This window comes from Thalassoglobus neptunius (genome assembly GCF_007859735.1).
GTDB lineage: Bacteria > Planctomycetota > Planctomycetia > Planctomycetales > Planctomycetaceae > Thalassoglobus > Thalassoglobus neptunius.
This window is the reverse complement of record NZ_SIHI01000025.1, coordinates 1-13,329: the sequence shown is the minus strand read 5'-3', so window position 1 is coordinate 13,329 and position 13,329 is coordinate 1. Positions and strand designations below refer to the sequence as shown.

Genomic DNA, 13,329 nt, shown 5'->3' with positions numbered 1-13,329 from the left:
AGGTTGCGTGACCAACAGTTGAGTACCCGGGCAGAGCAACATCGTCACCGAACATCCTCTCGAAAATGAGGGGGTTTCCTCGTGAAAACGTGTTCAGGGACTCCGTGAAGATCCCTCCGATCCCGTTCTCAAATTGTTCTTCCCGATTGAGTGTTTCGAGCAACAACTCGAATCAAAGGTTTTCGGATCGCCTCAAATACGGACATCAATCCGATGAATAAGATTGTCATTGCTGGACAAGGACATTTCTACCTGACAAGAGCGAAGCACGCTCTTGAACAGTGGAGTCATGTCGTTGTCGTCGAAGCCGAAAACGAAGCTGGGCTCGCTCTCGAACTGGCTCATGCACCGGCGACAATTCTTCTCACCACGTTCTCGACACTTCGAAGCTGGCAGAAAGGATTCTTTAATCCACTTACCACGCTTTCGCCCGCAACTCTTGTTGTCGCGATTCAGCCACTTCATCGTGGAAACTTCTCAGTGAAAACGTTCGCTGGTGCGGCAGGAAATCGCGACTGGTCGACCTGTGACATCTTTCGTCTCGTGCTCCATTCGCTTGATCCGCAAAGTGTTTGCTGTCAACCAAAACTCGTGAGCAACAAACGCTTCGGCCTTCACATTGACAGTGATCCTGCTGAGGTCATGCCAACAATCAACCTGATCAAGAGCATCGTGAATTTTCAGAATGAACTGAATGAGGAGGAACGGATCGCTTTAGAAATGGGGCTGAGCGAATCACTTATGAATGCAATTGTGCATGGCAATCTCGAGGTTTCTTCTCATCTGAAGTCAGCAGAACCGGATGCCTTTCAGAAGCTGGTCGCAATGCGAAAACAAACGAGTCCCTATTGTGATCGGAAGGTCATGGTGTGCGTCGATGTTCAGCCCGATCGTTTTCAGTGCACCATCACGGACGAAGGGCAGGGCTTCTGTCTTGAGGACGTCGACAATCCGCTCGCTGAGGAGAACCTGTCGAAACCATCCGGTCGCGGTCTTCTGTTGATGGAGTCCTCAATGGATGGAATCGAGTGGAACTCATCGCGAAACGAAGTGACGCTCACCAAGTACCTTGGGAAAAATCCATCGACCGGACGCAAAACAAGCCCGGCCGAGAGGTCGCACTTCCATCCGACACGAACCCAGTCTCTGGAAGAAAATCACGCGAACTGTTGAATCCCGGAATTTCATCATCCGGTGCAATGCTTTCTCTGAACGCGTTCGATCCCGATTCGTTCATTGAATGAGACGTCGACTTGAGTGAATCGCAACTCGCCAGACTTGCGTTGAGTGGGCACTGAGTGAGAACATTGGGTCTATGAACAACGGACTCTTCCGAAAAGAGTCCCTGACCCCAAAAGTGATAGTTTATGCGATTCCCGATTGTCTCGTTCTTGCTTGGTTATCTTGCGAAGCTTCGGTTTCCGTGGCTCTTCCTGATCGTTGGAGTCTTGTTCGGAGTCGACCTCATTGTCCCGGACTTCATCCCGTTTGCCGATGAACTCCTGTTGGGTGCGATGACACTCCTGCTTGGCGCATGGCGAGGACACAAGTCCGAACGAAAACTTGCCAAAGATCGACAGAAAATCTCAGGACCAGATTCGTCATCGAACGAGCAAGCCGACGAACGCGAGAGTTAGACGATTCTCATCGTCCCTCCGCGCTCGTCTGAACTCACTTCTTTCGATGATCGCAGCGTTTGCTTGTGCGAATCGCTGCAATCGAATGAGAAAGGTGCTCGAGCGATGCGAAATCTATGATCGCCACCGGCATCGATGAATCGTACGCTCAACTCGATGCTTTCGCGGATTCTCGAATCCAAGCTTTGGCTTCACTGAGTTGCGAATACGGAAAGTGTTTGATGTCCGCTGCAACGAAATGACTTCCGAGTTTTTCAGCAATGTTGGCAATTGAAGAATCCGTCACCAAAGCCACACATTTCACCTTTTGATGATGTTGCTTTACAAACTTGAAGTGGGTCGAAAGGGCGGCAAACGAATCCCATCCAGGAAATTTCTGGACGTAGATCACCAGTCCATTCAACATTCCATGTTGCTCGATGACGGGGTCGATCTCTCTCGAGGCCGTTTCGAAATCGCTTGCATCGAGTGCCCCATCCGGAGTCAAAACCGCAATCAAGTCGCCAGGATCGACTTCAACATTTAGCATGAGAATCCCTCGTCGCTATCGATATTTATTGGCTTGCTGGAAATCAACATCGTGACTTCTTGGTCATCAATCGACCTTAAGCTCTACGATTTCTGAATTCTGAATCTGCTGCGCAGTCTCAGCATCTGTGTAGTCGCTGTGACAGGAAGCTTTCTTTTCTGCTGCACCCACGGCGTTCTTCGTCTTGGAAGCCAGTTTGTGAATTTCTTCCGGAGAGAGAACGCCTCGTTTTGCGAGAATCTCTTTTTGTTCTTCGCTGAGGGCCGCGGAGACTTTGGCCCGGTCCCATTTGTAGTCATCGTCTTTGCCGGAGGCGAATTCGACGATCTCTTTACTGATTCGTACGCTGCACCAGTCGTGACCGCACATCGCACAGAAGTCGGTATCGACGTCGAGGTCTTCGTCGTGATAGGCACGGGCTGTGTCGGGGTCGAAGCTGAGTTCGAAGTGTTTCTCCCAGTTGAGAGCGGCGCGGGCTTTGGTGAGTTCGTCGTCGCGGTCTCGCGTCCCGGGAATTCCCAAAGCAACATCTGCACTGTGAGCTGCGATCTTGTAAGCGATACAGCCTTGCTTCACATCATCCTTCTTGGGAAGGCCAAGGTGTTCCTTGGGGGTCACGTAACAGAGCATGCTGGCCCCATGGTACGCGGCCGATGTGGCACCGATGCAACTTGTGATGTGATCGTAACCGGGGAAAATATCGGTCACGAGCGGTCCGAGAACATAGAACGGAGCCCCGTGGCAAAGCTGTCGTTCAAGCTTCATGTTGTACTCGATCTGATCAAAGGGGACGTGTCCCGGCCCTTCAATCATGACCTGCACACCTTTTCGCCAGGCACGTTCAGTCAGTTCGCCAAGTGTCGAGAGTTCGGCGAGTTGAGCTTGATCGGTGGCGTCAGCGAGTCCACCGGGGCGAAGTCCATCGCCGATGGAGAAAGTGACGTCGTATTCGCGCATCACCTCGCAGATTTGTTCCCAGCCCGTGTACATTGGGTTCTGCTCACCGTGATCGATCATCCACTTGGCGAGCAGTGATCCTCCGCGAGAGACGATTCCGATCAGACGATCTTTCACGTACTGAAGATGTTCCTGCAGAACTCCTGCGTGGATGGTGAAGTAGTCGACTCCCTGAGCTGCCTGATGGCGAAGAGAATCGAGAATAATGTCCAGATTGAGATCGTAGAGTTTTCGCCCGATGATCATTGAATAAATTGGGACAGTTCCGATGGGAACGCGTGAGTTCTCAATGATCGCCTGTCGACATTCGTCGAGGTCCCCTCCTGTGGAGAGATCCATAACGGTGTCGGCGCCCCATTTTTCGGCCCACTTCAGTTTCTCGACTTCTTCATGAGTGCCCGACGAAACCGGCGAGGCTCCCATGTTCGCATTCACTTTTGTCTTCGACGCGCGACCGATGCACATTGGGTCGAGTTGATGTTCGAGATGCACCCGGTTCGCGGGAATCACCATTCGCCCGGAAGCGACTTCGTCACGCACCTGTTCTGCTGTCAGGTGAGATTCACGTTCTGCAACCCGCTTCATTTCGGGAGTCACAATTCCGAGTCGGGCGGACTCCAGTTGCGTGATTGGCTTGAAGTCAGCGGGGAAGGTGACTTTGCGCAGTGTTTCATCAGATTGCCGAAAAACCGTCTCACCAGGTTTGGACGAGCCTTCCTGGTCGACGATTTCAGTCGTCCAGCCGTCAGGCAGAAAGTCCCAGGCTGTCTTCGATGATGGCTCAGGCATTCCCGGCGTATCAGGCGAAGCAAATGTCCAACGTCCTTCCGGTCCGGGAGCGATATGAGACTTCTTCGCAAAACTTCCGGGAGTGGTTCCGGCAGCTGTGGATGATGGATTGTTTCCGAGATTCGGCAATTTATGTGACATTTCGTCATCCTTTCCGTGGAAGACGCCGTAGTGAAAGGCAATAAAGTTTCGGCGACTGATGAAGCAAACTCACCAACTATCGTAGCTGTGTCGGTTTGTGTCGTCCATGCGTTGAAGAGGGAAACCGATGGGATGTCCGGAGAAGTTGCGATCGGCAATTTCTGATCTGGGCACCAGAAGGGTTCCTCGTTGCCTGCAACTGCTCTCCCGAGCCAAAACAGTCTGAGCCCCTTGGACTTGGTGCGTTCGCGATTGTCGACGACTTCGCAATTGATCCGCGTTTCTGGAAAGTTCTCGATCGGGCACTCGAGCACGAAACCATCGCCAAACTGGTCTTTGAGATAGAAGAGATACTCACTCATGCTGATCGAGTTGGAATCAACAAACAATTGGGACGGAGGACATACCAATTCAACCGGCCGATGACTTGGAGAAACGTGAAGAGAGCGAAAACAGGGGAATCATCCAGATCGCGCAGCTGACAGTTCAGGTCGATGGCCACAAGGCGACAGTGGTCGCGGTGGCGGTATTGCAACACCGTTTTAAGAGGCGAATGAGTCCTTGAATCCAGTGTTGCGTGGGGAACTTGACAAGCTACAATGCTCGATTCCCCATTTTTTCGAGCCGCAAGCTGAGCGAGCATTTTGCGGCCTTTTTTATTTGATGTGTGGCCTCGATGAATTCACCTTCGCAAACCACTCCATCTCCCGAAACCAGTGCCGGAGATATCCAACAGGAAACTGTTCTCGTCCTGGACTTCGGTTCTCAAACTGCGCAGCTGATTGCACGTCGCGTGAGAGACCAGAACGTCTTCTGCCAGCTGGTTCGTCATGATCTTTCCGCAGAACGTATCAAAGAACTGGCTCCAAAAGGGCTGATTCTCTCGGGTGGACCGGCCAGCGTTTATGCTGAGAATGCCCCGCAGGTTGATCCCGAAATCTTCAATCTGGGAATTCCGGTCCTGGGAATCTGCTATGGAATGCAGGCGGAATGCCGCGCTATGGGCTGTGAGGTGAAGCCGAGTCAGTCTCGTGAATTCGGTCACACCGAGATGACCTGTGATGCTGACGACCCGCTGTTCCGCGGACTTCCGGAAAATTTCACCGTATGGATGAGTCATGGGGATCGAGTGGAAAATCTCGATGAGAGCTTCGTCGTTCTCGCTGAGACGGACGACTGCCCCAATGCAGCGATCAAACACAAAGACCGACCAATTTACGGTCTGCAATTTCATCCGGAAGTGACGCACACCCAGCACGGGGAGCACCTGCTCGGCAACTTCATTCGCAACATTTGTGGTTGTGAGGGTTCCTGGAAAATCTCATCGTTCATCGAGCAGGAAGTCGATTCGATTCGAGAGCGTGTCGGCCAATCGAGAGTCATTTGCGGGTTATCTGGCGGAGTTGATTCGTCAGTCACCGCCGCTTTGCTGTACAAAGCGCTCGGGTCACAACTCACCTGTATCTTCGTGGACAACGGGCTCTTGCGAAAAGGAGAGCGTGAGCAGGTCGAATACGAATTCGGAGAACACTTTAAGACGGACCTGCATGTTGTTGACGCACGCGACAGATTCCTAGAAGCACTCGCTGGAGTCACCGATCCGCAAAAGAAACGCAAAATCATCGGAAAAACATTCATCGATGTGTTCAAGGATGAGTCTGCGGGAATCGAAAATGCGCATTTTCTGGCGCAGGGAACTCTGTATCCCGATGTTATCGAGTCGGGGGCGAATCCGGACGGCCCAGCTGCGACAATCAAATATCATCACAACGTCGGCGGTCTCCCTGAACAACTCGGATTTGAATTGATCGAACCGATGCGGATGCTCTTCAAAGATGAAGTCCGCCTGATGGGACATGAGCTTGGCTTGCCTGAGAAACTCATCTGGCGTCATCCGTTCCCCGGTCCCGGACTTGCCGTGAGGTGTCTCGGTGAGATCACTCATGATCGTCTGGAGACACTTCGTGAAGCGGACGCGGTATTGATCGAAGAGCTTTATGACTCCGATTATTACCATAAAGTTCAACAGGCATTTGCCGTCCTGTTGCCGCTCCAGACTGTCGGAGTGATGGGCGACGCACGGACCTACGAAGATGTCATTGCGATTCGGTCAGTCGATACAGACAACTTCATGACCGCCGACTGGTCGAGGTTGCCTTACGATCTCCTGCAACGTGTTTCAACTCGAATCATTAACAGCGTGCGGGGAGTGAACCGGGTTGTCTACGACATCAGTTCCAAGCCGCCAAGCACGATTGAGTGGGAATAATCCGCCCGAGCTCAAGTTAGCGCCTCGTCGAAAACCGTTCTTCCGACGTCGAGACAGCTGAAGATCCGTACGGGTCCAGTGCGAAGATGTTCCATTTGAATCCGTTGTTTTGTTCGTTTCCGTTTCGACTTAACGGTCTATTCATACTCGTCAGTCTCTCTCGAACTATTCTTTTGTCAAAAAGTGGCAGATCGTTCTTGAGGAGGCTGATTGTGGCCAGCACCGTAGCAATCATTGGTTTCTTGCTTGCGGCATATTCCATTGTCGCGAATGACGCAATTCAAACACTTGGAACATTCTTAAGTTCCAATGCGAAACGCCCGTGGTGGATTTTGTGGGCGTTTGCCTGCACGGTTCTCGTGTTTGTGTTCGTTTATGGCTGGGTCGTCAATGACGGCGATGTTTCGTTCGGTCGGTTGTCCAAGTTTCCCGAACCAACCGGTGGGCTGACTTGGCTGCATGCGATTCCGCCGCTGGTGATCCTGTTTCTGACACGCTTCGGAATTCCGGTCAGCACCACATTTCTTGTACTCGCGGTCTTCGCACCGACGAACATGGGAGCGATGCTGACGAAATCTCTGGTCGGCTATGTGCTTTCGTTTCTTGTTGGAATCGGTGTTTACACACTGATTTCAAAGTCCTTCGAAAAACACATGATCGAATCGTGTGACACTCCCCCAAGCACACGCTGGATCGCCCTCCAGTGGACATCAACCGCGTTCCTCTGGAGTCAGTGGTTGATGCACGATCTCGCGAACATCTTTGTCTACCTTCCTCGTCATCTCAACTCGGCCTACTTCTTCTTCGCAACGCTCGTCATGCTCTTCCTGCATGCGGTGATCTTTTCGCGCCGTGGAGGAGAGATCCAACACATCGTGACGACGAAGACGAACACTCAAGACATCCGGTCCGCGACAATCATCGACTTTATTTATGGATTGATCCTGTTGTACTTCAAGGAATACAGCAACATGCCGATGAGCACGACCTGGGTGTTTCTGGGACTTCTCGCTGGTCGTGAAGTCGCCATGTCACTCCTGTTGCGAGTTCGGCCTCTCAAGGAAGCTTCCGGAATTGTTTTCCGCGATGCTGGGAAAGCGATGACCGGTCTAATTGTGAGTGTCGCACTTGCCTTTGGAATGCCGGTTTTGCTTGCCAATTTCGGCACAACTTCCGCAGCCACACCTTCGACCGCTGATCATCCGGAGCCGTTGTCGAAAGACTCAATCGCGCTTCTGCCTCCCTACGAAACAGAAGACGGTGTCTCGGGACTTGTTCGCTGCGTCGGGTCCGACACATTGAGGATTGTGTTTGAGAGAGTCCAAAGTGAACTCAGTGAGGTTCAACCCGGTCTCGAAATGGAGATTGAATCGGCAGGCACAGAAACAGCTCCGGAAGCACTCATTTCTGGCAGTTGCGAATTGGCACTGATGAGTCGCCGAATGACATCGGCTGAGCGCCGGGCATTTCGGAATGAGTTCTCTGAGAACCCGGTCGAATACCGCATCGGCCTCGATGCTCTCGCTGTCTATGTCAATCAGTCCAATCCCATCGAAGGTTTGACGCTCCGGCAGGTTCGGGACATCTTTGGGACCGAAGCTGAGACTTGGGGAAACTACGTTTTGCCGCCATTCCCGAACAAACCGATCGTGACCTACGGACGAAATGAAAACTCCGGAACGCGGACGTTCTTTCACGATGTTGTCATGCTGCGTGAACCATTCCGCTCCGATCTGATTGACGACGAAGATTCTGCGGCGGTCGTTGAGGCAGTTGGAAGCGACAAGTTCGGGATCGGGTTTTCCGGAATGGGATATCGAATTCCTGAAGTGAAATCGATCGCCATTGCAGCCAACGTCAACGGCAAATATTTAAACTACTTCGTCGACGACTACAGAGATTCTCCCGATCTCGCGAAGCGTTTCAAAAATGTCTACACCGGGGAGTATCCGCTCTCGCGAATGCTCTTCGTCTATGCACGGAAACCCGCTGGTGAAACGTTGCCGCCTCCTGTGAACGCTGTCATGAAGTACATTCTTTCACAGCAGGGGCAGCACGCGGTTCTCGACTCCGGATTCGTTCCGCTGACCGATGAATTGCTCAACCAGCAACTGCGAAAACTCTCGGCCGAATACATACCAGTGTGGTATGAGTAAATCTTCTCACTTGAGAGTCGTTTTATTCAGCGTAGTGAAGAATGATTTCCACGAGTCAGAATACCGATGCCCTCGTGACAGTTCGTCGAGAAGGTGCTTCGCCCCAATTGTGAGCACATCTCCAAACAGCTGCCGCGATTTCACTCGAACAAGCAAGTGGGCAGTAAGAGCAACTCGTCCCAGTCCTTTCAAACCAAACGGTAGAGATCATGTCTGAAGATGATCAACAACTCGATATTGACCGGACGCGTGAGGAACTTCTCGATTCGCTCGACGAAGAGTTTGAAGCCGAACTGGGTGATGCAATTGCCGGCTTTGATGGCCCTCCCGGTCGCCACGATCAGGATGGCCGAATCCCACGCAGGGTCTATTTCCGAGAGCTTCTTCGGCTGCAGCGGGAACTCATCAAGCTGCAGGACTGGGTGGTCGAGAACAAAATCAAAATCGCGGTTCTCTTTGAAGGTCGTGACGCTGCCGGAAAAGGAGGAACGATCAAACGCATCACCCAGCGACTCAATCCACGCGTCTGCCATGTTGTCGCATTGCCGGCTCCGACGGAACGTGAACAGAGTCAATGGTACTTTCAGCGATACGTCCAACACTTGCCCGCTGGCGGCGAGATCGTGATTTTCGATCGCAGCTGGTACAACCGGGCTGGGGTTGAGCGGGTCATGAACTTCTGCACCGAAGAACAATGCGAAGAGTTCTTTCAAACGGTTCCGGAGTTCGAACGAATGCTTGTAAGATCCGGAATCCACCTCATCAAATATTGGTTCTCGATCAGCGATCAGGAACAAAAGTTTCGTTTCCAATGCCGGATTGACGATCCACTCAAGCAATGGAAATTAAGCCCGATGGACCTGGAATCACGCCGCCGCTGGGAACAATACACGCTCGCCAAAGAAGAGATGATCGAACGGACCAACATCTCCGAAGCCCCGTGGTGGATCGTTGAAGCGGATGAAAAGAAGAGGGCTCGGTTGAACTGCATCCATCATCTCCTTCAACAGTTTCCTTACAGCGAAGTTGCACACGATCCGATCACGCTTCCTCCTCGGCAACACGACGACGGTTACCAGCGATCTCCGATGCCCCCCGAAGCCATCGTCCCTGCAGTTTATTGATGCGTTCAGAGTGGATGTTGTGACCGCAAAAGAGTGCGTCGAAAAGAATCTTTGTCGCTCCGAACCAACGCGCGAAGCGATTTGATTCCGGTGTGACCGATGCGGCTCCGATTAGAGCACTTTTCGATTTGGTTCGCACTCACTCGCACGAGAAAACTCAGCCTTTTATCTAATGAAACAGCGCAAGCGAGTGCACAGGAAATAGAACTTGCTCTAGTTTTTCGGTGCAGAGAGACCACCGGCCGAGCGTCGGATTTTGGCGGGTTCGTCGACGTGGTGCGGAGTTTCGAGACCGGAATCGGCCAGGCACTTCGAGAAGTCCAAGAACGTCGAGTTTAAGACGCTGCAAACGTAAATCATCAGATCGTTGTCGCGGATTTCATCAGCACTCGCTGAATAAAACGTCTGATAGGCTTTCGCATTCGCTCCGGAAGGAGACTCCCTGATCTTTACGAAGAGAGGATCGATTGACCGGGCAGAGACTTCTGTGATTCCAAAGATGTGACCCGCATCGTATTCCGATCTCCACTCGGTCTTCCTTGCGTCTTCACCGTGACTCTTGAGGTCAAGAATGTTGGTCTTCCAATTAGTCAGGGAACTAGATTCGCAATCGAATTCGTAGACTTGAAACGCAGGGTTGTTACCGAAAACTGGACTCACCGCCGGAGCGATTTTATGAAGAAGAACCGGCTGTTGTTTGACTCGCAAGACTCGGTAATCGTCCATGTGAGTATGTCCGGTAAACGCGATTCGAAGCACGTCTCGAAACCGATCAACAAGATCTCGATACCCCGTCGAGAACGGATCGTTCCACAATTCCGCGGTCGCACAACGCCCGCTGTTTTCCTCCTCAACATAGCTGTCGAGTCCGGGAGGAACGTGCATCAACAACCAAACTTTTTGGCCTCGTGATCTGGCGGCGACCAGTTCTTTTTCGAGCCATTTCAATTGAGCGAGTCCGGGAGAATTTCCCAGAGGTTTGCACTCACAACAGTTTTGCTGTTTGGGATCGTGATAGTCTGTGCAGTAGCTTCCGCTCCACAGAACGGTATTGAGAACAATCAAACGTTCGTCACTGAGTCCAGGAAGGTTGACTGCATAGGCCCCCCATTTAAGAAACGTCTCTCTGAAGTCGGGCCTGTCCACGGTCTCATTCAACGTCGGCTCCCAGATATCTGCAAAGGCGGACAGAAACGGACCATCCGCTTGAATCCAATAGTCCTGACAATACGAGTCATCGTTCCCGAGAGTTGCGTAGACTGGAATTTCCGGGAACACCTGTCGAAATTCCGTCGCAATCAGGCGGAGAGCCTTTTGTGTAAACTGGCGGTAAGCCTCAGCATCTTCAGCGATCGTTCGAGGAGCCAGAGCGTTGTATTTGGACTGCCAGTCGTGCGCGAGAAAATCACCGGGATACAGAATGAACAGCGGGTCCGGAACGCGTCTGTATGCCTCATTGATTGAGGAAACGAAAAGCGTGTAGTTGCTGTCCGAACCATAATGGCTGGTTGGCTGCTGTAAGGATCGAAAGTAGTCCGGCCATTCTTCTTCAGGAAGTTCCATCAACTTCTCAAACGCTTTGCGGTCGAGTCCTGAATACGGGTCAAAATGAATGTCGGAGATCAGAAGGATTTCTTCTGCGACGATCGCTTGCCCCCAGCAGAACAATGTCATGAGAACGACAACTTGCTTCAAGACTTTCAACGGCGCCCCGGTTATTCGTCTTGGTAATTCATTCGCTTTGCTGGACATCTCATTCCGATCGGCACACTCGTTCGACATCATTGTTGAACCTTCCTCGATGCTGGTTTCGTCGCGGTCCTGAAGTTTCGTTTCGATGTTTCGCAACGGAAGTCTGGGCATTGTGCTCTCTGAATCAATCTCGATGGCCGTTTTTCTTCACCACCGCGATCTTATACCGAATCATCGCGTAGACGACGTGTGCAAGTTTCGTCATGCTTTCGAATCGACTCAAGGATCTGACCGCAGCGTCATGAAGAAATCACGATTGAAGGACGTGTCGATGCGAGGAGCTACAAGACGCCAACACGTTCCCTTCATCCGATTGTGAATTGAATCGAATCAATATTGATGGAGCTTCCTGCGAAAGGATACGTCACGGACTGGAACGACGAACGGGGATTTGGTTTCGTCGTATCCGACGACGAAGAAGATCGTTTCTTCGCACATATTACAAATTTTGGGGAAGGCTCTCCGCGACCACAAGATGGAGATCGCGTCGAGTTCTCCGTCGAATCTGATGAAGAGCAGAGACTTCGCGCCGTTCAAATTCGGTTGCTTCGCAATCCTCTACAATGGACAAGGGCTGAATCGACCAATCTGCTCATCTCAATCGGAGCGATTCCAGGGATTGGCGTTTACGGAATGGTGACCGGTGTCCCTTTTCTAATCAATGCACTGATCCTGAGTTTCGATGTGATCCTGAGTCTGATGACTTACGTGATCTACGCAGACGACAAGAAGCGAGCGCGGACAGGAAGATGGCGATGGGAAGAACGTCAACTTCACCTGCTGAGCCTGCTCGGAGGCTGGCCTGGTGCTTTGGTCGCACAAAGAAAGCTTCGCCACAAAAACCGCAAAGTCTCATTTCAAATCACCATGCTGGCCAGGATTCTCCTCAACCTGACTGCGACAATCACCGTCTATACGTTTTCTTCCTGAGGTGATTTCCTCCATGCAGTCGAACGATCAGAAAGACGAACAACTGCACGAAGATCAATCACTTCCCGTGATCCAACCGCGCGGGTGAATTGGTTCATGCAAGCGACTTCCGAATGTGTCCAAAACTCTTTAGAACTCATCTTAGAGCGGATCGTGCCTGAATGTTCGTCCTGAATGAATGTCTCGCGGCACCGTTTTCGTTCTTCAGGTTTGACGAACAACTTGCAAACGTGAAACCGAATTGCCCCGGATGGGAAGAACCTGTCCAGAATCAATCCCCCCGATAGAACAATCCTCCATTTCCCCCTTAGTTCTCTCCAACCCAGATAGATTCCGATGAAATCGCTTCAAATCATCATTCTCGTTCTGTGTGCATGTGTCGAACTTCATGCCGACGATCTTTTGTTCCCGAATGCGGATTTTGAACAGGGAACATTAGAAAACTGGACAGCTGAAGGCGAAGAATTCCGCATTCAACCGACTCGAGGCGACAACACTTCCGCCCGAAATCGTGAACCGTCCAACCTTCAAGGGAATTGGTGGATTGGCGGATACGAGCGGTACAACGGTTCAATCGGTGAACCCGGAGCCACCGCTGGCGATCATCTGACAGGAACATTGACGTCGCGCGAATTCGAAATCAAACACCCCTATATCACGTTTCGAATCGGAGCAGGGCATCTGCCCGGTGAAGTTGGTGTCCGCTTGCTCGTGGACGGAGAATCGTTCGAACTCGCGACCGGAGTCAATCACGAGACGATGGTCATGGAAAGTTGTGATGTCCGCCAGCACATTGGCAAACGTGCTCGATTGCAAATCTTCGACACAGCAACGGGTGGATGGGGCCATATTAACGTGGACGACTTCCGCGGAACGGAGTCCCCAGCTCCGGAAACGTCGATGGATTTCGTGCTCGATTCTAGCAGCCCGTTGAAAAACTCGCATTGATGGGGGAGATGAATTATCTTTCAGCAGTTGGAGTTGATCAAGGAGGAAACGATGGCGTTGGGGCGACGGAAATCGGAAGTTCAGGGTGAGTTGTGGG

10 protein-coding genes are annotated in these 13,329 nt (G+C 51.8%); 7 read left to right on the top strand and 3 right to left on the bottom strand.

Translation table 11 applies throughout. From position 1 onward, the window contains the following. The first annotated feature begins 213 nt into the window (after positions 1 to 213). The gene (locus KOR42_RS20005) at positions 214 to 1,173 is read left to right on the top strand and encodes an ATP-binding protein (protein ID WP_146511611.1); all 960 of its coding nucleotides are present in this window, start codon (positions 214 to 216) and stop codon (positions 1,171 to 1,173) included. Positions 1,174 to 1,367: 194 nt separating this feature from the next. Then, the gene (locus tag KOR42_RS20000; protein WP_146511610.1) at positions 1,368 to 1,637 is read left to right on the top strand and encodes a DUF6116 family protein; all 270 of its coding nucleotides are present in this window, start codon (positions 1,368 to 1,370) and stop codon (positions 1,635 to 1,637) included. Between the two features lie 148 nt (positions 1,638 to 1,785). Here KOR42_RS20000 and KOR42_RS19995 read toward each other — a convergent pair whose 3' ends face one another. Then, positions 1,786 to 2,166, bottom strand: coding sequence for a SpoIIAA family protein (locus KOR42_RS19995; protein WP_146511609.1), 381 nt, complete (start codon positions 2,164 to 2,166; stop codon positions 1,786 to 1,788). A 66-nt stretch (positions 2,167 to 2,232) separates the two neighbouring features. Beyond that, positions 2,233 to 4,053: a phosphomethylpyrimidine synthase ThiC gene (gene thiC, locus KOR42_RS19990; RefSeq protein ID WP_197441380.1), complete on the bottom strand. Its 1,821-nt coding sequence runs from the start codon at positions 4,051 to 4,053 to the stop codon at positions 2,233 to 2,235. A 676-nt stretch (positions 4,054 to 4,729) separates the two neighbouring features. On the opposite strand from thiC, the gene guaA reads away from it, so the two are divergent. The 3 genes from guaA to ppk2 all read left to right on the top strand — a co-directional run bounded on the left by guaA (position 4,730) and on the right by ppk2 (position 9,602). Next, complete coding sequence (guaA, locus tag KOR42_RS19985; RefSeq protein WP_146511608.1) at positions 4,730 to 6,322, top strand: glutamine-hydrolyzing GMP synthase; 1,593 nt, start codon at positions 4,730 to 4,732, stop codon at positions 6,320 to 6,322. Positions 6,323 to 6,534: 212 nt separating this feature from the next. Next, the gene (locus KOR42_RS19980; protein WP_197441379.1) at positions 6,535 to 8,478 is read left to right on the top strand and encodes a substrate-binding domain-containing protein; all 1,944 of its coding nucleotides are present in this window, start codon (positions 6,535 to 6,537) and stop codon (positions 8,476 to 8,478) included. A 209-nt stretch (positions 8,479 to 8,687) separates the two neighbouring features. Continuing rightward, the gene (gene ppk2 / locus KOR42_RS19975) at positions 8,688 to 9,602 is read left to right on the top strand and encodes a polyphosphate kinase 2 (protein WP_146511606.1); all 915 of its coding nucleotides are present in this window, start codon (positions 8,688 to 8,690) and stop codon (positions 9,600 to 9,602) included. A gap of 213 nt (positions 9,603 to 9,815) precedes the next feature. Here ppk2 and KOR42_RS19970 read toward each other — a convergent pair whose 3' ends face one another. Next, complete coding sequence (locus tag KOR42_RS19970; protein ID WP_146511605.1) at positions 9,816 to 11,465, bottom strand: metallophosphoesterase; 1,650 nt, start codon at positions 11,463 to 11,465, stop codon at positions 9,816 to 9,818. A gap of 228 nt (positions 11,466 to 11,693) precedes the next feature. Here KOR42_RS19970 and KOR42_RS19965 point away from each other — a divergent pair, with 228 nt between their 5' ends. Next, positions 11,694 to 12,284: a DUF1294 domain-containing protein gene (locus tag KOR42_RS19965; protein WP_146511604.1), complete on the top strand. Its 591-nt coding sequence runs from the start codon at positions 11,694 to 11,696 to the stop codon at positions 12,282 to 12,284. Between the two features lie 336 nt (positions 12,285 to 12,620). Next, a complete protein-coding gene (locus KOR42_RS19960) occupies positions 12,621 to 13,232 on the top strand; it encodes a hypothetical protein (RefSeq protein ID WP_146511603.1) in 612 nt (203 codons plus the stop codon). The last annotated feature ends 97 nt before the right edge of the window (positions 13,233 to 13,329 follow it).